Genomic DNA, 22,421 nt, shown 5'->3' with positions numbered 1-22,421 from the left:
ATTCGACACCATGACCGCATCGAACCGACTTTTTCTCCGCCGCCGCACAGGCGGTCTTGAACGCACAGCCCTCGTGCTGGCATTGGCTGCGGCGCTGGCAGGCTGCGCCATCGGCCCTGCCTATGTCCAGCCTGAGACCACGGCGCCGGCCGCATGGAAATCCGCACCCGCTGCGGAGGGCTGGCTCCCCGCGGCGCCCGCCGACGCGCTGGACCGCGGCGAGTGGTGGACGCTTTTCGGCGACCCGGTGCTGAATGAGCTTGCAGCGCGTGTGCAGGTGTCCAACCAGAACATTGCAGTCGCTGTCGCCAACTACTCGCAAGCGCAGGCCCTGGTGCGCGGGCAGCGCGCGGCGCTATTCCCCACCGTCTCGGCCGACGGCGGCGCGCGCCGGGCGGGCGCCCGCAACACTTCGCCAACCAACGCCATGACCGCTTCGCTCAACGCCGACTGGGCGCCGGACGTGTGGGGCCGGCTGCGCAAGGCCGTGGACAGTGCGCAGGCCGGCGCTCAGGCGAGCGAAGCCGATCTCGCCCTGGCACGCCTGTCCACCGTGGGCAGCCTTGCGAGCAGCTATTTCTCGCTGCGCGAGGCAGATGCCGAACTGCGCATCCTGAGGGAAACGCTCGAAGGCTACAAGCGCAGCCTGGAGATCACACGCAACCGCTACGCCGCAAGCATTGCGGCGCAGAGCGATGTGCTGCAGGCGGAGACCCTGTACGTCAACACGCAGGCCGACGCCCTCGAGATCCAGCGGAACCGCGATACGCTGGAACATGCGATTGCCGTCTTGGTCGGCGCCGCGCCTGCGGACTTCTCCTTGCCGGTGGCCGAGTGGAATCCCGTCGTGCCCGGCATTCCGGCCGGCGTGCCCTCGACCCTGCTGCAGCGCCGGCCCGACATCGCCGCTGCGGAGCGTGACGTGGCTGCGGCCAATGCACAGATCGGCATCGCGCGCGCGGCGTACTACCCCAGCTTCACGCTGAACGGGGGCATCAGCAGTGCGTCGAGCCGCGTCGGCGACTTGTTCAATGCATCGAACACGCTCTGGTCTCTGGGGCTGTCCGTCGCGCAGGTCGTGTTCGACGCGGGAGCCATCGGCGCCAGCGTGGACGCGGCCAAGGCCGGTCATGAGGCGTCCGTGGCGCGCTATCGCCAGACGGTGTTGACCGCCTTCCAGAATGTCGAAGACCAGCTCACCGCGGGTGCCAGCCTCGCCGAGCAGGAAGGACTGCGCCGGCAGGCGTCGGCCGCGGCGGACCGCACGGAGCAGCAGTTCGTCAACCGCTACCGCGCGGGCACCATCGACTACACGAGCGTCGTGGTGGCGCAGGTCTCGGCGCTCAACGCGCGGCGCAACCTGCTGCAGTTGCAGGTCAACCGCCAGAACGCGGCCGTGGGACTGATCCAGTCGCTGGGTGGTGGCTGGGAGGCCGAGTGGATGGAGCCGGGAACGCCGCAGCCGCCCGTGGCGCGCGCCGGCTCCTGAGTCGTCAGGCGCCGCGCAGGCGGGGCGCCTGCAGGTAAGCGCCCGACTCGAACAACTGCGCTTCGGCCTGGTCGATGCGCTTGACGACCGCCTTGCCGGAGCGGCTCGCGAGCAGTTCCAGCAATGCCTCCGTCAGCGCGGTGCCCGCCGCGATGGACGGGAAGAAGGACGGGCTGTGGATGGCGAACAGCAGCGTTTCGTCCGCCAGCAACGACAGCGGCGAAGCCTCGCTGTCGGTCAGCGCCAGCACCTTGCAGCCCGCGGACTTGGCGGCTTGCGCCACCTGCAGCGCCTCGCGCGAATAGGGTGCAAAGCTGGCGATGACCAGGGCATCGCCCTTCTTCATCGCGCGCTGCTGCATTTCGAGAGAACCGCCCTGGCCGTCGATCAACTGCACGCTGGTGCGGAACATCCGATAGACGTAGACGAAGGAAAACGCAATCGGAAAGCTGGCGCGAAAACCCGCGGCATGTACGGTGTTCGCCTTCTCCAGCAACGCGCACGCTTTCTGCAGCGAAGCCGCGCTGTGGCGCTCGGTGGCCTCGAGGTTCAGTCGATGCACCTTGAACATCTCGCCGACCAGCGACTGGTCGCTTGCGCGGCCGATCAGCGTGCGGGCGCGCTCCCCATAGGCATCCGGACCGAGGCCCATCTCCGCCGCCATCGCTTCCTTGAGTTGCGGCCAGCCGGCAAAGCCCAGGTGCTGGGCAAAGCGCACCAGCGTGGCGGGCGTGCCCCCGGCGCGAGTGCCGACGGCGCGCATCGAACTCGTCACCACGTCGTTCGGATGGTCGAGCACGTACTTGGCGATTTGCTGGAGCGCAGGGCTCAGGCTCTCGTAGCGCTGGCGCAGGTCTTCCTTGACGCCCATGGTGGCTTCCTTTCCTGGTTGGAACAAATGTACCGGATGAAACAGTGTTGTTCCAGAAAGCGGTTGACGGAACAAATGTTCCAAACAATAATTCCATCAGTACATTGGTTCCAAGCCGGGAAGTCCTCATGACGCATGTCTTTCATCGCCATCTCCGCCATACGCCGCCGGTCGCGGCATCCGCCGCCGGCATGACCATTCGCGATGCGGACGGGCGTGAATACCTCGATGCATCGGGCGGCGCTGCGGTGTCGTCGCTGGGCCATGGCCATCCCGACGTGATTGCAGCGATGCACGCGCAGATCGACACGATCGCCTACGCCCACACCAGCTTCTTCACGACCGAGGTGGCGGAAGAATTGGCAGACGAGCTGATCCGCACAGCGCCCGAAGGCATGAGCCATGTCTACCTCGTGAGCGGCGGTTCGGAGGCGGTCGAGTCCGCGCTCAAGATGGCGCGGCAGTACTTCGTGGAGATCGGCCAGCCGCATCGAACGCACTTCATCGCGCGGCGGCAGAGCTACCACGGCAACACGCTGGGGGCACTGGCGGTGGGCGGCAACGCATGGCGCCGGGAGCCTTTCGCGCCGATCCTGGTGCCGGCCACGCATGTGTCGCCTTGCTATCCGTATCGCGAGCAGCGCGAAGGCGAGACGGCGGAGCAATACGGGCTGCGCCTCGCGGCCGAACTGGAAGCCGCGATCCTCGCGCAGGGCGCGGACCGCGTGATCGCCTTCGTCGCCGAAACGGTGGGCGGCGCGACCGCCGGCGTGCTGAGCCCTGTTCCGGGGTACTTCAAGGCCGTGCGCGAGATTTGCGACCGCTACGGCGTGCTGCTGATCCTCGACGAGGTGATGTGCGGCATGGGCCGCACCGGCACGCTGTACGCGAGCGAGCAGGAGGGCGTCGTGCCCGATCTGGTCCCCATCGCCAAGGGCCTGGGCGGCGGCTACCAGCCGGTCGGCGCGGTGCTGGCGCAGAAGAAGATCGTCGATGCCATGTCGCAAGGCAGCGGCTTCTTCCAGCACGGGCACACCTACCTCGGTCATCCGGTGGCTTGCGCCGCGGCGCTGGCGGTGCAGCGTGTGATTCACCGCGATGGCTTGCTCGCCAAGGTGCGCGACGACGGCGAAGCCTTCGGCGCCATGCTGCGCGGGGCATTGGGCGGTCACGCCAATGTGGGCGACATCCGCGGGCGCGGCTTTTTCTGGGGCATCGAACTCGTGGCGGATCGCGACAGCAAGGCACCGTTTGCGCCGGAGTTGAAGCTGCACGCGCTCATCAAGAAGGAAGCGATGGCGCAAGGCCTGCTGTGTTACCCCTTCGGCGGAACGGTCGACGGCGAGCGGGGCGACCACGTGCTGCTCGCGCCACCCTTCATCGCACCGCGCCAGGAGCTGCAGGACATCGCGGGCCGGCTGGCCTCGGCCATCGATGCCGTCACACGCAGCGTCGCAGCAGCTGGCTCGCGCTGAAGCGCCTCCCGGATTTCGCGTTCCCGTTCTTCAACCTGTACCGAGGAGTCTTCCCGTGGCCTTTGCTCGTCTGTCCATCCTTGCCGGCGCGGCCTGCGTGCTCGCCTCTACCCTGATGCCGCTCGCAGCGGCCCATGCCCAGGACGGCGGCACGCTGACCGCGGCCAACCGCATTCCGCAGGAAAAGCTGTACAACCGCTGGTTCATGTCGCCGATTCCGCCGAAGAACATCAACATCAACTACCCGCTCAACGCCGAGACGAAGGACGCGTTCGCCAATCCGTCGTCGAAGGGGATCTGAGCCTCTCCCATGACCCGCATTGCCCTGATCCACGCGCTGGCCCATTCGGTCGCTCCCATCAACGAGGCGCTCGAACGCGACTGGCCCGCGGCCACGCGCATGAACCTGATCGACGACAGCCTGAGCGCCGATCTCGCGCGCGGCGGGCGTGGACTGGATGAGGCGATGCACGAGCGCTTCCAGCGGCTGGCGCAGTACGCGGTCGACACAGGTGCACAGGGCATTCTCTTCACCTGCTCGGCCTTCGGGCCATGCATCGAGGCGGTGGCGCGGCGGCATGCGGGCATTCCGGTGCTGAAGCCCAACGAGGCGATGGTGACTGAGGCTGGGGCGGGCCAGGGCAAGCTGGGTCTGCTCGCGACTTTCGGGCCGACGCTGGCGTCGATGCCGCCGGAGTTTCCGCTGGACGTGGAACTCGAACTCGCGCTCGCCGAAGGTGCACTCGATGCGTTGAACGCAGGAGACGCTCATCGGCACGATGAACTGATCGTCGCGCAGGCCCGTTTGCTCCACGACCGTGGCTGCACGCGCATCGCCCTCGCGCAATTCAGCATGGCGCGTGCGCGATCGGCCTGCGAGGCGGCCACGGGGCTGCCGGTACTGACCACGGTCGACAGCGCCGTGCGCGCGCTGCGCGAGCGCGTTTGATCTCTGAGCCCATGAAGGACCTTCTCGACAACATCGCCTGGCACACCCTTGCCGGCCCGCATTCGAAATACGCCATCGGCGATGGCCGTGCCCGCCGGTACGCGCCGGGCTTCTCGCCGATCGTCGGGTTCGAGAACGTCCAGAGTCCCGATTTCGACGCACTCGCTCGCTGTTGCGAGCCGGGCGATCGCTTCTATTGCATGGACTGGTCGGGTGACGCGCCGGATGGCTGGCAGATCGAACTGGATTCGACGATGTTCAGGATGGTGTGGGACGCTTCCATGCCCGAGGTCGAGGCCGAAGAGTGGGGCGACGCCGTCCCACTGCGGCCGGAGCATGCGGCGCAGGCCGTCGAGCTGGCCGCGCTGACACGGCCTGGACCCTTCGGGCCGAGGACACCCGAGCTCGGCGAGTATTTCGGCTGCTTCGAAGGGGATCGACTGATCGCCATGGCCGGCGAACGCATGAGCGCGGGTTCGCTGCGCGAGATCAGCGGCGTGTGCACGCACCCCGACTCCCAGGGGCGAGGGCTTGCGCGCCGCCTGGTCGCGAAACTGATTCGCCGCCAGTTGCAGCGCGGTGAAACGCCGTTCCTGCATGTCATGAGGGACAACGAGAGCGCCCACCGTCTCTATGGCCGGATGGGTTTTCGTGACCACTGCGAAGCCATCGTGCGCGTGATCTCGCAGCGCTGAACCGTGCACGGCCCGATCCGTCGCCTGAACGGATCCTGACCGTCGCCATCGCGATAATCGACGCTCTTTCAAGGAGCGTGTGTGGATATCGTTTTGCTGGTCAAGGCCGCCATCATGGGCATCGTCGAGGGTCTGACGGAATTCCTACCCATCTCATCGACAGGCCATCTGATCCTCGCGGGCTCGCTGCTCGGCTTCGACGACGACAAGGCCAAGGTGTTCGACATTGCGATCCAGACTGGTGCGATCTTCGCGGTCATCCTGGTCTATTGGCAGAAGATCCATTCCACCATCGTCGCGCTGCCGCGCCAGCCCAAGGCGCGGCGTTTCGCGCTCAACGTGCTGATCGGCTTCCTGCCGGCTGTCGTGCTGGGACTGCTGTTCGGCAAGATGATCAAGGCGCACTTGTTCACGCCGGTGGTGGTGGCCAGCACCTTCATCATCGGCGGCTTCATCATCCTGTGGGCCGAGAAGCGGCCACCCGGTTCGGTGCGCGTCGAGCACGTCGACGACATGACGCCGTGGGATGCGCTCAAGGTCGGCATCGTGCAATGCTTCGCGATGATCCCCGGCACCAGCCGCAGCGGCGCGACCATCATCGGCGGCATGCTGCTGGGGCTGTCGCGCAAGGCGGCGACCGACTTCTCGTTTTTTCTCGCAATTCCGACGCTGATCGGCGCAGGGGCCTACAGCCTCTACAAGGAGCGCGCGCTGCTGTCGGTGGCCGACATTCCGCTGTTCGCGGTCGGGCTGGTGTTCTCGTTCGTCAGCGCGTGGTTATGCGTGCGCTGGCTGCTGCGCTACATCAGCACGCACGACTTCATCCCCTTCGCGTGGTATCGCATCGCCTTCGGCATCGTGGTGCTGGCGACTGCGTGGAGTGGCGCTGTCGTCTGGAAGGATTGACGCTCGCCCCCGGGCTTGCTCACTTCGTGTAGCCGCCCACCCCCTTCCGGGGGCAGTATCGGTGGCCCGGCGGAGCCGGTTCCACGGTATTCCTGGAAGGGAATCGGGACGGTCGTTGGTTTTTTTTAGGCGAGCAGGTTGCGCAATGAGGCCTCCACCGCAGCGGCCGTCGCGATCGGCTTTTCCATCGGGAACAGGTGGGTGCCGTCGAGCATCATGATGCGGCCCTTGGTGACTTGCTGCGTCATCGTCATGCCGACGCGGCGCATCTCGACCGACTGGCGGCCGCCGATGAAGGCCACGGGGCACTTGAGCGGGTGGGCGCGCAGCAGCGAGCTCAGGTTGTGGGGGAGCGTGTCGTAGATCGCCGTTTCCACATCGCGATCGAAGCTCAGCGCCCGTGCGTCGTCGACATCGAAAGTGCCGTGCTCGATGTAGTCGCGCAGCACGCGCTCGTCCCATTTCGCGAAAGCCTTCTTGCTGCGAAAGTGCTCGAAGACCGCCTCGCGGTGCTCCCAGAGGTTCTTGCGCCTGCGGCTGATCATGCCGGGTGAGACGCTCTTCATCAGCGGCGTGCGCTTCATGAGGTTGATGGTGCCGGCGCGCCAGCCTCCGATGATCGGCGAATCGATCAGCACCACGCCCCTGGCGAGCGTCGGATGGCGCGCGGCGCACATCAGGCTCAGGAATCCACCGAGCGAATGACCGATGAGGAACACCGGCGCGCCGGCCTGCTTGGCGCGTTCGTTCGCGAAGTCCGCGAGCTGCTGTACGAGATGCGGCCAGTTGTCGGTCACAGGATACTTTGGATCGTGGCCGAATTTCTCGATCGCGTCGATCTCGAAGCCGCGATTGCGCAGGCTGTCGAGCATCACGCGGTAGGTGCTCGCGGGAAAGCTGTTGCCGTGGGAAAAGATGACGGGAGGGAGCATGGGAATGCGCGATTTGAACAAGCCGGCCAGCGAAGCGATGCCCGTTCGCAAAACCCCGCGGAACCGGCTTGGCCGGGCCGCCGGGGTTGCCCCCGGCAGGGGGTGGGCGGCCACACGAAGTGGGCGAGCCTGGGGGCGAGTTCTATCTAGATCAGCTTTTCGTCTGGAGTGGAAATCTTGCGCAGCGGGCTGTGCCGCGTGGCAGGCATCTTGAGCGGGTGCTCGGTGAAGGCGTCGTCCCAGACCGGATCCTCGATGCTGTCGAACACCTCGCGCAGCTTCTGTCCCCAGCTGTTGTGCATCATGCGGTAGTAGGGGTTGTCGGCGTCGATGCAGACCACCTTGTCGGTCTGCAGGCGGTTGGCCTCGTAGACCACCAGGTCCAGCGGCAGGCCGACCGACAGGTTCGACTTCATCGTCGAATCCATCGAGACCAGCGCGCACTTGGCGGCTTCGTCGAGCGGGGTGTCCGGCGTCAGCACGCGGTCGAGCACGGGCTTGCCATATTTCGATTCGCCGACCTGGAAGTAGGGTGTCTCGCTGGTCGCCTCGATGAAATTACCGGCGGCGTAGACAAGGAAGAGGCGCATGCCTTCGCCCTTGACCTGGCCGCCGAAGACGAAGGAGACGTTGAAATCCAGCCCGGCGTGCTTGAGCGCCTCGGCATCGCGGTCGTACACGTGGCGCACGGCCGAGCCGAGCACGCGGGCGGCGTCGAACATGCTCGTGGCGTTCCAGATCGTGATCGGCGGGCCGTCCTCGCCGTCTTCCCGTACCTCGCGAAGTTCCTCGATCTGGAGGATTTCGCGCACCGACTGCGAAATGCTCAGGTTCCCCGCGGACAGCAGCACCATGACGCGGTCGCCCGGCTGCTCGTAGACGATCATCTTGCGGAAGGTGCTGATGTGATCCACGCCCGCATTGGTGCGTGAATCGGAGAGAAACACCAGTCCGGCGTTGAGTTTGATGCCGACGCAGTAAGTCATGAGTTCTTCTTGCACGAATCGGACCATCAGCCCTGGTCGCGCAGTTGGAGTTTCTTCAGTGAGTAGAGCGCTTCCAATGCCTCGCGCGGGCTCATCGCGTCGGGGTCGAGCGCGGTCAGCGCGGATTCTACGGCGCTGGCCATTGGTGCCTCGGCAACCGGCGGCGGTGCGAAGAGGTCGACCTGCGCGCGGGTCTGCGTCTGCTGGGCCTCCAGCGCTTCGAGCGCCTGGCGAGCATGGTTGACCACGGCGGCCGGCATGCCGGCGAGCCGCGCGACCTGAATCCCGTAGCTCTTGCTGGCCGGGCCGGGCTGCATTTCGTGCAGGAACACGATGTCGCGCCCCGCTTCGGTGGCGCTCACGTGCATGTTGACCGCGCCGTGGTGCGTGGCCGGGAACTCGGTGAGTTCGAAATAGTGCGTCGCGAAGAGCGTGAAGGCGCGCGTGCGGTCGTGGAGCTGCGCGGCGATGCCGGCGGCCAGTGCGAGGCCATCGAAGGTGCTCGTGCCGCGGCCGATCTCGTCCATCAGCACCAGCGAATGGGCGGTGGCGCCGTGCAGGATCTGTGCTGCCTCGGTCATCTCCAGCATGAAGGTCGATTGCGCATTGGCCAGGTCGTCCGCCGCGCCGATGCGCGTGTGGATCGCGTCGATGGGCCCGAGCCGGCAGGATTCCGCCGGAACGTGCGAGCCGATCGAGGCCAGCAGCACGATGATCGCGACCTGCCGCATGTAGGTCGACTTGCCGCCCATGTTGGGGCCGGTGATGACCTGCATCCGTTGCTGCGGACCGAGGCGGGTGTCGTTGGCAATGAACGCGCCCGATGATTTTTCGGCGAGGCGGGCTTCGACCACCGGATGGCGGCCCTTGTCGATCTCGATGCACGGATGCGCCACAAAACGCGGCGCGCGCCAGTGCAGGGTATGCGAGCGTTCGGCGAGGGCGCACAGCGCGTCGAGCGTCGCCAGCGCGCCGGCCAGCCGAGTCAGCGACGCGACGAAGGGCTGCAGGGCGTCGAGCAGTTGCTCGTAGAGCCATTTCTCGCGCGCCAGGGCGCGGTCCTGCGCCGATAGCGCCTTGTCCTCGAAGGCCTTGAGTTCGGGCGTGATGAAGCGCTCGGCGTTCTTCAGCGTCTGGCGGCGGCGGTAGTTGTCGGGCACCTTGGTGAGTGCGCTTTGCGTGACCTCGATGTAGAAGCCATGCACGCGGTTGAATTGCACGCGCAGATTCGTGATACCGGTGCGTTCGCGCTCGCTGGCTTCGAGCTGCAGCAGGAAATCGTCGCAGTTCTCGCTGATGGCGCGCAGCTCGTCGAGTTCGGCGTCATGGCCTGTGGCGATGACACCGCCGTCGCGCACCAATGCGGCGGGTTCCGGGCTGATCGCGGCCAGCAGCAGTTCGACGCAGCCGGCGGGCGGCGCGAGCTGGTTGGCAATCTGCGCCAGGAGCGATGCCGACGTGGGCAGGGCGGGCGACAGGTGTTCCGCCTTGGCGAGCGCGAGCCGGAGTGCCACCAGTTCGCGCGGGCGCACTTGCCGCAGCGCGACGCGCGCCGCAATACGCTCGACGTCACTGGTGTTCTTGAGTTGTTCCCGCAAGCTGCGCCAGGCCGCGGAGGTGCCGCCCGGTACTGCGGCCTGGAGTGCATCGATGGCTTCGAGCCGGGCCTGCGCATCGCCGCGATCGCGGCGAGGTGCCAGCAGCCAGCGCTTGAGCAGCCGGCTGCCCATGCCGGTCATGCAGGTGTCGAGCAGGGAGAACAGCGTCGGCGATTCCTCGCCGCGCAGGGTCTGCACCAGTTCGAGGTTGCGCCGCGTGGTCGGAGGCAACTCGATCAGGTCGCCATCGCGTTCGACCGACAGCCGTTGGACGTGCGACAGCGCGCGGCCCTGGGTGTGTTCCGCATAACCCAGCAGCGCCGCGGCGGCGGCATGCGCGTTGGTCAGCGATTCGGCGCTCCAGGCCGCCAGGTTGTTGCTGCCCATCTGTTCGCAGAGCTTGCGTTCGCCCAGGCCGCCGTCGAATTGCCAGGCTGGTCGCAGCGACAGGGTGAAGGGTGTGGCGCTGCGGGCGGCTTTCAGGCGTTGCTCGAAGGCAGGTGTCACCTCGGCGCTGTAGAGCAGTTCGCTGGGCGCGATGCGGGCGATCCATGCTTCGAGTGCATCGGCCGGACATTCCGCCAGCCGGAGTTCGGCCCCGGTGACGCTGAGCCAAGCGAGCCCGCAGAAGTTGCGCGTACCTGCGTGCACGGAGAGCAGCAGCGATTCGCTCTTGTCATTGAGCAACTCGGCGTCGGTCAGCGTGCCGGGCGTGACCACGCGAACCACCTTGCGCTCGACCGGCCCCTTGCTTGCGCCGACCTCGCCGACCTGCTCGCAGATCGCGACGGATTCGCCGAGTTTGATCAGCCGGCCGAGGTACGTGTCGACAGCGTGGAACGGCACGCCGCACATGGTCACGGGCTGTCCGGCCGACTGGCCGCGCTGGGTCAGGGTGATGTCGAGCAGGCGCGCAGCCTTTTCAGCATCCGCGTAAAAGAGTTCGTAGAAATCGCCCATCCGGTAGAAGAGCAGAGTGTCCGGATGGTTGGCCTTGAGACCCAGGTACTGGGCCATCATGGGCGTGTGAGGTGCGGTGGCGGGGAGAGTCATCGGAAATGGATCGGTGCGCGGCCGACGGCCGGCAGGCCCGCATCATAAGGAACGGGGGCCTATCCCTCTGCGACGACGGCAGAGGGAGGAAGAAAGCGGCTGGACGAAGCCGCTCAGACTTGGCCGCGGCGCCTGCGGGCGACGCGCACGGCGTCCACCCAGGTATCGACGTTGAATCGCTGGCCGGAATCCGCGATGCGGGCGGACGTGATCCGGTGCAGCGGCACGCGCCGGATGTCACCCGGCAATTCGCCGTGCCCCGTGATCGTCTTCTTCTGCACATCGAGGTGGTCGACCTGCAGCGTGCATTCGACCTTCCTGTCATGGGCGTCGAGGTAGCGAACCCGGATGCGGGGCGTCTCGTCGACCACCGCATGTTCACCCTTGCCCTGGATGAACCATTCGGGGAGGGTGTCGGGCACCGAGTCGCCGGAAGGGTTGATGCCACCGCGCACGGTGGGAATCTCCAGCGGTACGTGGCCCGATCGCACTCGTGCCGCTTCGATGCGGCGCTCCGCCTCGCGGCGCATCGCGGCGCGTCGCCATGCCCACGTCACACCCCACAGCAGCAGGACGCCCGTCAGCAATGCCACGAAAAATTGCCACTGCATCAGCCCGATGCTCATCTGTCGGCCCCCTTGGATTCCTAATGCCTAAGTACTCAGCGGCGGAATTTTCGACCCCCCGTTCGGGATAGTCAAACTATCGCCTGGCATAGCGCGTTTGGGGGATGGGGCGAGCTTCAGTCCTCGTGGGTGTCATGCGTGGCGACCGCACCGAGGCGCCAATAGCCCGCCGCCTTGATCCACTTGGGATTCGCGCCGCGCTCGCCGACCAGATGCGCACGGAGCGCCTTGGCTGCTGTCGACTCGCAGGCCACCCAGGCGTGGAAGTCGCCCTCCGGCAGCTTGAGCTTGCGCAGCGCGTCGAGCAAGGGTGCGCCCACGCCAGGCTCGGCATCGCGGCGGTGCACCCATTGCAGATCGAGCTCGGCTGCAGTTTCGAAGGCGATCTCATCGGCCTCGCCGTCGACTTCCGCCAGCACCACGACGCGCGCGCCGGCCGGCAACTCGGCCAGCCGACGCGAGATCGCAGGCAGCGCCGTGTCGTCGCCGATCAGCAGATGCCAGTCGAAAGCGGTCGGAATGATGAAGGAGCCGCGCGGGCCACCCACGCCGAGGGTGTCGCCCGGTTTGGCGGTTTCCGCCCACAGCGTGGCGGGGCCGGCGTCGTGCAGCACGAAATCGATCTCGAGCGTGCCGGCCTCGGCGTCATGGCGGCGCGGAGTGTAGTCGCGCATGGCGGGCTTCTGGCCAGCCGGCCAGGCGGGGCCGTCGGGGCCGACGCTCGGCACGACCAGCGCACCGGTCTTCTCGTCGGGAAAGAAGATCTTGGCGTGGTCGTCGAAGCCCGGGCTGGTGAAGCCCGCGAGATCGTCGCCTGAGAGCGTGACGCGGATCAGGTGCGGCGTGACGCGCTGCACCTTCTGCACCTGCAGCTTGCGAAATCGCAGCTCGTGGCGCACGCGCCGCGGCAGGCGGTCGGGGGTGGAGGAGGGTGTCGAGGTTTCGGTCATGCGGGAGTTTTCTAGATGCGTTCCAGTTGTTGGGCGGCGCTGTCGAGCACTGCGGCGAATTCGTGGGCTTGTTGTTCTGTGAGCGGTTCGCGCGCGAGGCGCATGCGCATCGCGAGCTTGAGGTTCTCGATGGCACGGATCACCTGCGGCGGCCGGCCGGCCCGGGGGCCGGCGCCGTCGACGCCGCCGTCCATGCGGGCCATCATTTCGTCGGTCGTTTCGCGGTTGGCGGCGAGGAAATCCTTGCCGCCATCGGTGACCGTGTAGCGCTTGCGCCCACCGCCGTCGGCGGTATCGACGCTCACGTAGCCGAGTTCCTCGAGCAGGGTGAGCGTGGGGTAGACGATGCCAGGGCTGGGGCTGTAGCGGCCGCCGAGGCGCTCCTCGATGGCCTTGATGAGCTCGTAGCCGTGGCTGGGCTTGTCGGCGATCAGCTGCAGCAGCACGAAGCGCAGACCGCCATGGCCGAACACCCGGCCGCCGCCGCGCCCGCCGCGCGGGCCGGCATGGTGCTCGCGTCCGCCGCTCAGGCCGTCGCCGTGTTCACCGCGCTGGGTGCCGTGTAAAAAGCGTTTGAAATCCCGCATGGGAGTCTTTCTGTGTCGTCATCTGATTTGTTAAAGATATATCTAAATAGTGTCGAAGTCAAGTCTGACCTTGGGCCGCTGCGCGCGCGGAGCGGTGTGTGAGCAGTCCACGCCATGCCTACGTCGCGCGCATCAACCGCGTGATCGACCACATCGACGGCCACCTTGCCGAACCGTTGGATCTCGCGAGGCTGGCGGAGGTGGCGAACTTTTCGGCGTGGCATTTCCACCGTGTGTTCCAGGCCATGACCGGCGAGACGCTGGCTGATCGCGTCCGGCGGCGCCGGCTGGAGGTGGCTGCGGCCCGGTTGCTGTTCCTGCCGCCCGAGCCCGTGCTGGCCATTGCGCTCGATGTCGGCTTCGGATCGGCGGCGGTGTTCACCCGCTCCTTTAGCGCGCATTTCGGCGTCACGCCGACGGTCTGGAGGCGGGGTGCGTTCCGCGCGTGGGCGGAGACCCGCCGCATCCAGCTTGGCAAGATTCATCAAGCGGACCGCAATCGGCATCAAGCCGTCGCGGAAGCCTTCCTGCACGATGAGCGCTCCTGGCCGAAGGGCCATGTTCCTCACGGTGCAGATTCAGGAAACGGACAAATGAAGGTCGAACTCAAGACGATCGCGCCGGCCCGCGTGGCCTACATGCGGCAGGTCGGGCCCTACGGCAGCCCCGAGATCACGCGCACCTGGCAGCGTTTTGCGGCGTGGTGCGAGCAGAAGGGGCTGATGCAGCCCCGCCGCGTGATGTACGGCATCAGCCACGACAACGCAGACGTGACGCCGCCCGAAAAGTGTCGCTACGACGCGTGCATCGAGGTCGACGACGCTTTCCGACCCGAGGGCGAAGTCGGCGTGCAGACCCTGCGCGGCGGGCGCTTTGCGTGCGTTGCCTTTGCAGGTACCGCCTCGGAAATCCACGCGGCGTGGGTGCAGCTTTGCGACTGGCTGCCCGACAGCGGCTATCAGGCCGACGATGCGCCGCCGGTCGAGGTCTATGGCAAGGACTTCGCCGTCGACGAAACGACCGGCGCCTTCGCTTGCGAGTTGTGTATGCCGGTGCGGGCGTTGTAGTGGCAACGACGATTCCGTGACGGGTTGCCCGGTTCGCTGCGGCGCCGTGGGGCGGGTATTGAAAGGTCTAGGGTAAACCCTTACAATACTACTTATGACCTCTTCCAACTGGTACTTCCCCCGCAACCCGAAGTTCACCGACTCGTTCGAGCGTGAACTGGCCGGCGATGACGCTCGCCATATCGGCCGCGACGAACCCTCCATCGCTCGGCCCGCGTTGAAGGTTCTTGCCAAAGGCTTCGACACCGTGGTTCGCACCGTGCGTTTCCTGCGCGCATCGGCCCAGCAGCCGGCACTGGCCCTCAAGGCCAGCTGATCCTGCCGCGCAGCCGCTAAAAAGCCCCTCACGAGGGGCTTTTTGCTGTCTGGCTCATCGCTGGGGCATGTCCTTGGCGGAGTAGCCAAGGCTCACGGTCGCATCCTCCGGAATTGGCGGCATCGTCGCGTTCCAGGCGAGCCAGGCGTCGCGCATCGCGGCCAGACGCTCGGGCTGCTTGTGCGCCTGGTTGGTCCGCTCACGCTCGTCGCCCGGGATGTTGAAGAGGTATTCGTTGCCGTCGACCTGCAGGTACTTCCAGTCGCCGTCGCGCATTGCGCGTTGCCCGCGGTGGTTCATGCGCCAGTGCAGGGGCCGCGCAAAGGTCTGCGTGGCATCGCGCAGCACCGGAAGCAGGGAAACGCCGTCCAGCGGGTACTGCGGATTCGCCGCCACGCCCGCCGCTTCGAGCATGGTCGCCGACCAGTCCATCGTCATGCAGTGCTGCGCGCTCTCTCCGCCCGCGCCGATGACCTTTGGCCAGTGCGCGATCCATGGCACTCGGATGCCGCCTTCGGTCAGGTCCATCTTGCCGCCGACCAGCGGCCAGTTGTCGGAGAAGCGTTCGCCGCCGTTGTCGCTGGTGAAGACGACAAGCGTGTTGTCGGCCATGCCGTGCTTTTCGAGCGCCGCCATGATCCAGCCGATGCCTTCGTCCATGTGATGGATCATGCGGCGGTAGGTGTGGATGTTGCCGCCCGCGAGGTCGAACAGATTGTTCTTGACCGTGGGCGCCTTGGCCTCGTCCTCGCGCGTTTCCCACGGCCAGTGCGGTGCGGTGTAGTGCAGGCTCAGGAAGAAAGGGGCTTCCTGCTGCGCCATGCGCTCCACGTAGTCGACCGCGCGTTGCGAGAGCAGATCCGTCAGGTAGCCCTCCTGCCGGCAGTCTTCCTCGCCGAACCACAGGTCATGCCTGCCGCTGGAATCGCAGTGGGTGAAGTAATCGACGCCGCCCGACATCGGCCCGAAGAACTCCTCGTAGCCCGAGCGCAGCGGCCCGAAGGCCGGCGGAAAGCCCAGGTGCCATTTGCCGACGAGGGCGGTGCGGTAACCGGCGCCGCGCAGCAGCGAGGGCAGGGTGGGGTGCTCCGGCGGCAATCCCAGCGATGTGCTGCCGCGGCTCTTGCTGTTGATGGGCTCCTCGGCCGCGCCGCGCAGGCGGTACTGGTAGCGCGCGGTGATCATCGCGAAGCGGGTGGGCGAGCACACGGGCGAGTTCGCATAGCCCTGTGTGAACTTGATGCCCTTGGCGGCGAGCCGGTCGAGCACCGGCGACACGGGGCCGAAGGTGGCGTCCCGGCCCCCGTAGCAGCCGAGGTCGGCATAGCCGAGATCGTCGGCCACGATGAAGATGATGTTGGGTTTCTGCATGGGTTTGCTCGCTCAGTCGCTATCGGATCTCGCGCGGGCGGAGGCGCTCGCGCGACCATCATGCTGCCTCAGTCGACCTTCATGCCGGTGGACTTGACGATCTTGCCGTAGCGCACGCTGCTGGCGTCGAGATGCTCGACGGCGGCATTGCCGGTCTCGCCCAGCGCCACCATGTCGAGTGTTGCCAGTCGCGACTTGATTTCGGGCAGCGCCATCGCGGACTGCAGGGCCTTGCGCAGCGTCTGCATCACCGGTTCGGGCGTGGCGGCGGGGACCATGGCGAGGTAGAGCACTTCGAACTCCAGATCCTTCAGGCCCAGTTCCCCGACCGTCGGCACATGTTGCAACAGCGGCGAACGCTGACGGCCGGTGACCGCCAGCGGCCGCACTTTGCCTGACTGGATGTGCGGCAGGAGACCCGGCGTCGCAAGGATGCCGGCCTGCACTTCATTCGACAGCAGCGCCATCACCGCCGGCGCGTTGCCTTTGTACGGAACGTGCGTGATCCTGGCGCCCGTCGCAGTGGAGAAAATCTCGGCAGCGATGTGGCCCGGACTGCCGTTGCCCGCGGACCCGAAGGTCGAGGCTTCGGACTTGCTCTGCGTCACGAACTCCGGCAGCGTCTTCGCGCCGACGGAAGGGCCGACACCGAACGTCAGGCCCGACGAACTGAAGATCATCAACGGCTTCAGGTCCTTCGTCGCGAAGGGCATCGATGCGTACACATGCGGATTGATGGTGAAGGTCGTGTCGATCGTGAGCAGCACCGTGTAGCCGTCGGCCGGGCTCTTCGCGACCAGATCGGCGCCGATGTTGCCGCCGGCGCCGGGCCGGTTGTCCACCACGAAAGGCTGCTTGAGTTCCTTCTGCAGCGGTTCGGCCAGCGCGCGGCCGAGGATGTCGAGCGGGCCGCCGGCCGGGAAGCCGGTGATGAACTTCACCGGTTTGGTGGGGTAGGCCGTGTCGGCATGTGCAGCCTGCGTGATCGGGCCTGCAGCCAACAGGGTGCAGGTGGCCATCAGGCCGAGGCGGCGCAGCGCGCCGAAAGAGTCGTGGCTGGTCATGTGTGCTTGTCTCCGTGATCGACGCGGCGGCGTCGGCCGCTGGTCCGTGGGGGCACTCTAGGAGGACGACGCTGCCGGCACAACTGAAAGCTCTTCCACCAGCTATTCCGGATGGTTATATTGGAGCGCCTGGCTCCCCAAGGGGCGGCACATTCCAGCCATGAACTTTGCTCGCCTCAAGCTCAGGCACCTGCAGTGCCTTGTGATGGTCGGTCAGGAGCGCAATCTCGTTCGCGCAGCGAAGGTGCTCGCGCTCACGCAACCGGCAGTCTCCAAGACCATTGCCGAACTCGAAGACATCGTGGGTCGTCAGTTGCTCGTCCGGCGGCGGCGCGGGGTCGAGCTCACGCCGGCCGCCGATGTGCTGGTGCGCCACGCCGTTGCCGCGCTTCGCGGACTGCGAGAGGGATTGACCCTTGCGCTCGATCAGCCGGAACTGGACCAGGTCCGCGTCGCCGTCGGCGCGTTGCCCAACATGGCCGCGAGCCTGCTTCCAGAGGCTGTCGCGGCATTGCATGCGTCGACGCCGGCATTGCGCGTGCGTGTCGCGAGTGGCACCAACGCGCAGTTGATGACCCAGTTGCGCCAAGGCGAAATCGATCTCGTGCTGGGGCGCATCGCGCAGGCGTCGGCGATGGCCGACCTCGCCTTCGAGCAGCTCTACAGCGAACCGCTGCTGCTGGTCGCCCGCCCCGGACATCCGCTCGCCGTGTCGCGGCGGCCGACGCTCGATGCGCTGGCCGAATTTCCGATGGTGATGCCGGTGTCCGGCACGCTGATCCGGCACACGGCGGACGCCTTTCTTCTCGCGCAAGGCATGGTGCCGCCGCGCTGCCTGATCGAGGCGACGGACACGAGCTTTGCGGTCGGGCTGATGCGGCGCTCCGATGCCGTCTGGTTTGCGCCGCAGGGGGCCGTCGAGGCCTATCTGGGGCGCGGCGAACTGTCTCGCATCGCGATCGATACGCACAGCACCGAAGGGCCGGTCGGACTGACGATGCGGCGTGCGGGCGAGCCCAGCGAGGGCGCGCGCCTGCTGATCGAGGCGATCCACGGCGTGCTCCGGCAACGCGCAGCCGCCGCTGCATCGGCGCCAGCGCCGAAGCCCGCGCGACGCACTCGACGGCCCTCCTGAAAGGCGAACCGGTTCAGCGCGGCTCCATCGCCCCGGCAGCAGCCCGCGGCTCCGACTCGCTGTCGAAACGCACCTTCGGCAGGAACTGCGGGTATTCGCGCTGCATGAAATCGATCAGCCCTTCGCGCACCGTGCAGCGCAGATCGAATGCCAGCGCCGAAGAGGCAGCCGTGCAGAGCACCCGGATCTGCATGGTCCGTTCGGTCGCGTCGGTCACGCGCAGGTTGAAGAAGCGGCCGTCCCACTCCGGCGCCGCTTTCACGATGCGTTCCACCTCGGCCCGCAGCGGCGCAAGCGGCATGCCGTAGTCGGCAAAGACGAAGACCGAGCCGAGCAACTGCGAATCGTGGCGCGTCCAGTTCTGGAACGGCTGCTCGATGAAGTAGGTGAGGGGCAGGATGAGCCGGCGGTCGTCCCAGATCCGCAGCACGACGAAGGTGCCATTGATTTCCTCCACCCGGCCCCATTCCCCCTCGACCACCAGCACGTCGTCGAGACGGATCGGTTGGGCGAGCGCGATCTGCAGGCCGGCGATGAGGTTGCTGAAAACGGGCTTCGCGGCCAGACCGGCGACGATACCGATCACCCCCGCCGAAGCCAGCAGGCTGGCACCGACCTGGCGCGCGCCCGGGAAGGTCATGAGCATCAGTGCGCCGCCTGCGACCAGCAACACGGAGTTCGCGGTGCGGGCCAGCACGCGCGCCTGCGTCAGCACGCGGCGGGCCTCCAGGTTGTCCCTCACGTCGGAAGGATGCTGCTTGACCATACCTTCGGCGAATCCGCTGACCGCACCGACCGCGAGCCACGTCGCGGCCGCGATCAGCAGCAGCCCGTTCAGGTGCCGCACGTTGCCGACGAAGCGCAGGTCATCGGGCGCAGCCTGCCAGATGAGCTGGAGGGCGACCAGCGGCAGCACGACCTTGGCGGGCAGCTTGATGCTCAGAAGCATCGTGTGCAGCGCCGGCACCGAGCGGGTGACGCGCTCCAGCACCATGCCGCCGATGCGGTGGATCAGCAGTGACAGCGGCACGGCAATCAGCGCCGCGACCAGGGGTCCGAACCACGGGTTGGCGAGCAATTCTTTCATCATCAAGTTGCCTCGGGGGCATTCTCGGCGAGCGATTGCAGGATGCGTGCCGCATCGTCGCGCAACTGCCCCGCAATGACCGTGGCCAGATCCAGGCGGCGCAGCAGCCAGGGCGTGATGTCGTTGTCGAAGGGGTCGGGCAGAGGGATCGGACCGGCGAGGGTGCTCGCGGGTGAGCTTTCGGGCATGGCGGGGCCGCCGGTGGGTGGGGCGCCGACCATGGCTTCGATGCGTTGGGCCGTGCGGGCCAGCGGTCCCTCGATGTCGGCCGGTGTCAGCCGGTCGCGCCGCAGGACCAGCATCGATTTGACGGCACTCAACTGCGCCAGCAACTGGTAGCTGTGGGCCTGCAGATGTTCCAGCGGTTCGAGCGGCGGCTGCACGGCGCGTGGCTCCGACAGCGAGCGTTGCGTGGCCTGCACCAGCGCCGAAAGGCTGTCGTAGGCCTCGCGGCGCGCCAGCCGCCATTCGAGCTCAGGGCTGGCGTCGACCGAGCGCAATTGCCCGAGTCCCAGTGCAAGCCGTGCGTGGCGCGCTTGTGCGGTGAGGACGCGCGCGACGAGCGCCGGGATCTGGCCGCGCTCCCACGAGGGGAGCACGTAGCAGAAGGCCCATGCCACCGCCGCGCCGATGAGCGTGTCCGCCACGCGCTCGAAGAGCGCGAAGGTGGTGCTCATGCCGGTGTTCAGCATGTGCGCCTGAACCAGCCCGAGCACCGTGGCCGCGACGGAGGTGATGAGATAGCGCCGAACCGCGAAACCGTGCGCGATCGCCTGCGCCAGCGTCATGGCAAACAGCAGTGCCAGCGGCGTCGGGTGTGCGGAAAGCAGGGCGACCGCGAACACGCAGCCCAGCAAGGTGCCGGCCACGCGGCTGTTCCGGCGTTCCAGCGTCTGCGACAGGCTGCCGCGCAGCACGACCACGATGGTCAGCAGGATCCAGTAGTCGTGCGAGCCCCAGGGCATCGCCAGTGCGATGCCGTAGCCGGCCGCGATCGCGAGCGCGGCCCGGATGGCATGGCGCAGCGGAGGCGCGTCCCATTTCCACAGGGCAAGGAAGGGCCGCCACGACCAATCTGTCGGGCTCACGAACATCTGCCAGCTGGCGCGCACGACGGCCAGGTTCGGCTCGATGTCGCCGCGGGCGAGTGCCGAGAGGCGCAGCACCTCGTCGTTGATGTGGCCGATGCGGCTCGCCAGGCCGCGCGCGAGCACGGCGGGCGTGGGGCCCGTGTAGCCGCCTTTCGGCGCTGCGTCCTCGACGAGGCGGATCGCCGCGAGCTGGGGCCGCCGGTCGATCACCACGGCCGGCTGGCGCCCGAGCAGTAGCGCGTCGGCCAGCGCTGTGGTGTCGCCAGCCAGCTCTTCGAGGATGCGCCGCATCTCGACCAGTGCCGCGGCATGCCCGGGATGCGCCTTGAGCGCGTCGATATCGAGTTCGCTCGCCAACAGCAGGTCGCGCAGTTCGAGCACCGTCATCAGCATGCCGGCGAGTCGCTGCCGGCGCGGCGTGCGCGGCGATTCGAGAACGATGTCACGCGCGGCCTGCAACTGGTCGGCCAGTGCGGCCTGTTCGCGCAGGAGGCGGCTGAGCAGCGAGGCAGGCACTTCGCGCACGTCGCCGGATTCGTCCATGGGCGTGAACTGGCAGGCCTCGGTGCGCATCAGCGCGGCCAGCGACAGCAGCAGGTCGGCCATCGTCTGCACGCGGTAGCGGGCGTTGAGGAGCTGATTGGCGAGCGTGGCGTAGATGACGTAGAGGCCCGCCCCCAGGCCGAAGTACAGCGTGCGCTCGACGGCTTCTGCCATGCCGGTCGGCGTCGGCGTGGCCATCGAGAAGATCATCGAGAACATGACCGCGATGGCGATCGGAATGCCCCGCTTGCCCCAGGCCATCGCCAGGAAGGCGATGAATGTTGCCGGCACCAGCAGCAGGCCGAGACGCAAGGGCGCTGCATGCAGCAGCTGGACGCAGAAGAACAGCGGCAGCCCGATCAGCGGCGCCGGCAGCATCTGGAAGAACTTGCCCCGGCGCGGGGCGGCAAGATCGGGCGGTGCGGTGACGATCACGCCGACCGAGGCGGCGGACGCCGCGAGCGTGCCCAGGAACAGGTGCACGCCCCCCGAGATCAGCAGCAGCCCGAAGGCGACCGACACGCCGTTCGCGATGTACTGGCTCAACGCCACGCGCATCGCGGCGCGGCTACGGTCTGCGGCCGCGCGATGCGCGTGCATCACTTGGCGGGGGCGTCGCCCTCGGCGGGCGTGGCGGGAGCCTCGCGGCGGATGCGCGTGAGCTTGCGCTGCACGGGCGCTTTTTCCGGGGGGGGCTCGGCCGCCTCGTCCGTGTCGGAGCTCATGTCGACGGTGCTGCGCGCGTAGGTGTCGCCCGCGGAGGCCGAGGGATCGACGGCGCGCACGCGGTCGCTGGCGCGCAGCTTGTCATCCACGCTGGCGAACTTCGAATACTTGGCCAGCAGCGGCACGAGTTGACCGTAGATGCGCGGGGCGCCCGCGAGGCACTCGCGCTGTTCGAGGAAGTCGGGCTCCCCGGTGAAATTGCCGATCAAGCCACCCGCTTCGGTGACGATCAGCGAGCCGGCCGCCACGTCCCAGATGTTGAGCCCCGTCTCGAAGAAGGCGTCGGTGAAGCCGGCCGCGACGTGAGCCAGGTCGAGCGCTGCCGCGCCGGGGCGGCGCAGGCCCGCCGCACGAGGCATCAGGTCGGCCATGATGGCCAGGTATTGCTTGAAGTTGTCGCCCGTGCGGAACGGAAAGCCTGTCGAGATCAGGCATTCATGCAGGCGCGTGCGCTTGCTGACGCGCAGCCGGCGGTCATTCATGTAGGCACCACGGCCCTTGGTGGCCGTGAACAGATCGTTGCGCGTCGGGTCGTAGATGACGGCCTGCTCGATCTTGCCGCGGACCGCCAGCGCGATCGAGACGCAGTAGACCGGGAAGCCGTGGATGAAGTTGGTGGTGCCGTCCAGCGGATCGATGATCCACACATAGTCCGAGTCCTTGGCCCCGTGCTGGGTACCCGATTCCTCGGCCAGGATGCCGTGCCCCGGGTAGGCGGTCATCAGCGTTTCGATGATCGCGTGCTCGCTCGCGTGGTCGACTTCGGTCACGAAGTCGTTGACCTGCTTCTGCGAGATGCGCACGGCTTCGACGTCGAGCGCGGCGCGATTGATGATGGCGCCGGCGGCGCGTGCGGCCTTGATGGCCACGTTGAGCATGGGGTGCAGGTTGGGGGACGACATGA

At 67.1% G+C, this 22,421-nt stretch carries 20 protein-coding genes and 1 pseudogene; 9 read left to right on the top strand and 12 right to left on the bottom strand.

Annotation, left to right across the window (positions count from 1 at the left end; all coding sequences use genetic code 11):
• The first annotated feature begins 10 nt into the window (after positions 1-10).
• The gene (locus tag QTI04_RS05200; protein ID WP_286614424.1) at positions 11-1,489 is read left to right on the top strand and encodes an efflux transporter outer membrane subunit; all 1,479 of its coding nucleotides are present in this window, start codon (positions 11-13) and stop codon (positions 1,487-1,489) included.
• Between the two features lie 4 nt (positions 1,490-1,493).
• Here QTI04_RS05200 and QTI04_RS05195 read toward each other — a convergent pair whose 3' ends face one another.
• On the bottom strand, positions 1,494-2,360 hold the full coding sequence (locus tag QTI04_RS05195; RefSeq protein WP_286614423.1) for a MurR/RpiR family transcriptional regulator: 867 nt from the start codon (positions 2,358-2,360) through the stop codon (positions 1,494-1,496).
• Positions 2,361-2,488: 128 nt separating this feature from the next.
• Between QTI04_RS05195 and QTI04_RS05190 the strand changes: the two genes are divergently transcribed.
• The 5 genes and pseudogenes from QTI04_RS05190 to QTI04_RS05170 all read left to right on the top strand — a co-directional run bounded on the left by QTI04_RS05190 (position 2,489) and on the right by QTI04_RS05170 (position 6,385).
• Entirely contained in the window at positions 2,489-3,835 is a 1,347-nt protein-coding gene (locus QTI04_RS05190; protein WP_286614422.1) for an aspartate aminotransferase family protein, read from the top strand.
• Positions 3,836-4,016: 181 nt separating this feature from the next.
• A pseudogene (locus QTI04_RS05185) lies at positions 4,017-4,136 on the top strand (amino acid ABC transporter substrate-binding protein); the annotation flags it as partial.
• Positions 4,137-4,145: 9 nt separating this feature from the next.
• Positions 4,146-4,784 carry an aspartate/glutamate racemase family protein gene (locus tag QTI04_RS05180; protein WP_286614421.1) on the top strand — a complete coding sequence of 213 codons (639 nt, stop codon included), beginning with the start codon at positions 4,146-4,148 and terminating at the stop codon, positions 4,782-4,784.
• Between the two features lie 11 nt (positions 4,785-4,795).
• Complete coding sequence (locus QTI04_RS05175) at positions 4,796-5,479, top strand: GNAT family N-acetyltransferase (protein WP_286614420.1); 684 nt, start codon at positions 4,796-4,798, stop codon at positions 5,477-5,479.
• Positions 5,480-5,560: 81 nt separating this feature from the next.
• Entirely contained in the window at positions 5,561-6,385 is an 825-nt protein-coding gene (locus QTI04_RS05170; RefSeq protein ID WP_286605511.1) for an undecaprenyl-diphosphate phosphatase, read from the top strand.
• Positions 6,386-6,510: 125 nt separating this feature from the next.
• On the opposite strand, the gene QTI04_RS05165 is transcribed toward QTI04_RS05170, so the two are convergent.
• From QTI04_RS05165 to QTI04_RS05140, 6 genes are all read right to left on the bottom strand, one after another.
• A complete protein-coding gene (locus QTI04_RS05165) occupies positions 6,511-7,317 on the bottom strand; it encodes an alpha/beta fold hydrolase (protein ID WP_286605509.1) in 807 nt (268 codons plus the stop codon).
• Positions 7,318-7,463: 146 nt separating this feature from the next.
• Positions 7,464-8,303: a proteasome-type protease gene (locus QTI04_RS05160; RefSeq protein ID WP_286614419.1), complete on the bottom strand. Its 840-nt coding sequence runs from the start codon at positions 8,301-8,303 to the stop codon at positions 7,464-7,466.
• Positions 8,304-8,329: 26 nt separating this feature from the next.
• Entirely contained in the window at positions 8,330-10,954 is a 2,625-nt protein-coding gene (gene mutS, locus QTI04_RS05155; RefSeq protein WP_286614418.1) for a DNA mismatch repair protein MutS, read from the bottom strand.
• Positions 10,955-11,067: 113 nt separating this feature from the next.
• Entirely contained in the window at positions 11,068-11,580 is a 513-nt protein-coding gene (locus QTI04_RS05150) for a hypothetical protein (protein WP_286614417.1), read from the bottom strand.
• Between the two features lie 116 nt (positions 11,581-11,696).
• Positions 11,697-12,530, bottom strand: coding sequence for a siderophore-interacting protein (locus QTI04_RS05145; protein ID WP_286614416.1), 834 nt, complete (start codon positions 12,528-12,530; stop codon positions 11,697-11,699).
• Positions 12,531-12,541: 11 nt separating this feature from the next.
• Positions 12,542-13,117: a PadR family transcriptional regulator gene (locus QTI04_RS05140; protein WP_286614415.1), complete on the bottom strand. Its 576-nt coding sequence runs from the start codon at positions 13,115-13,117 to the stop codon at positions 12,542-12,544.
• Positions 13,118-13,215: 98 nt separating this feature from the next.
• Between QTI04_RS05140 and QTI04_RS05135 the strand changes: the two genes are divergently transcribed.
• Both QTI04_RS05135 and QTI04_RS05130 read left to right on the top strand, forming a co-directional pair.
• Positions 13,216-14,184, top strand: coding sequence for a GyrI-like domain-containing protein (locus tag QTI04_RS05135; RefSeq protein ID WP_286597562.1), 969 nt, complete (start codon positions 13,216-13,218; stop codon positions 14,182-14,184).
• Between the two features lie 94 nt (positions 14,185-14,278).
• The gene (locus tag QTI04_RS05130) at positions 14,279-14,500 is read left to right on the top strand and encodes a hypothetical protein (RefSeq protein WP_286597563.1); all 222 of its coding nucleotides are present in this window, start codon (positions 14,279-14,281) and stop codon (positions 14,498-14,500) included.
• A gap of 54 nt (positions 14,501-14,554) precedes the next feature.
• Here the strand turns inward: QTI04_RS05130 and QTI04_RS05125 are convergent, their stop codons facing one another.
• Both QTI04_RS05125 and QTI04_RS05120 read right to left on the bottom strand, forming a co-directional pair.
• On the bottom strand, positions 14,555-15,871 hold the full coding sequence (locus tag QTI04_RS05125) for a sulfatase (RefSeq protein WP_286614414.1): 1,317 nt from the start codon (positions 15,869-15,871) through the stop codon (positions 14,555-14,557).
• A gap of 68 nt (positions 15,872-15,939) precedes the next feature.
• On the bottom strand, positions 15,940-16,935 hold the full coding sequence (locus QTI04_RS05120) for a tripartite tricarboxylate transporter substrate binding protein (protein ID WP_286614413.1): 996 nt from the start codon (positions 16,933-16,935) through the stop codon (positions 15,940-15,942).
• Between the two features lie 160 nt (positions 16,936-17,095).
• On the opposite strand from QTI04_RS05120, the gene pcaQ reads away from it, so the two are divergent.
• Positions 17,096-18,070: a pca operon transcription factor PcaQ gene (gene pcaQ, locus QTI04_RS05115; protein ID WP_286614412.1), complete on the top strand. Its 975-nt coding sequence runs from the start codon at positions 17,096-17,098 to the stop codon at positions 18,068-18,070.
• A 13-nt stretch (positions 18,071-18,083) separates the two neighbouring features.
• On the opposite strand, the gene QTI04_RS05110 is transcribed toward pcaQ, so the two are convergent.
• The 3 genes from QTI04_RS05110 to QTI04_RS05100 are packed head-to-tail and all read right to left on the bottom strand — an operon-like array spanning position 18,084 to position 22,419.
• Complete coding sequence (locus QTI04_RS05110; protein ID WP_286614411.1) at positions 18,084-19,160, bottom strand: mechanosensitive ion channel family protein; 1,077 nt, start codon at positions 19,158-19,160, stop codon at positions 18,084-18,086.
• Positions 19,160-21,391, bottom strand: a complete 2,232-nt coding sequence (locus QTI04_RS05105) for an FUSC family membrane protein (RefSeq protein ID WP_286597570.1) — start codon at positions 21,389-21,391, stop codon at positions 19,160-19,162. Before QTI04_RS05105 ends, QTI04_RS05110 begins: the two co-directional genes overlap by 1 nt.
• Positions 21,391-22,419 (bottom strand): inositol monophosphatase family protein, encoded by a 1,029-nt coding sequence (locus tag QTI04_RS05100; RefSeq protein WP_286614410.1) that lies wholly within the window; start codon positions 22,417-22,419, stop codon positions 21,391-21,393. The genes QTI04_RS05105 and QTI04_RS05100 overlap by 1 nt, the downstream gene beginning before the upstream one ends.
• Positions 22,420-22,421 lie beyond the last annotated feature (2 nt).

It is taken from the genome of Variovorax sp. J22R115, assembly GCF_030317005.1.
Classification (GTDB): domain Bacteria; phylum Pseudomonadota; class Gammaproteobacteria; order Burkholderiales; family Burkholderiaceae_C; genus Variovorax.
This window is presented reverse-complemented; position numbering and strand designations above follow the sequence as displayed.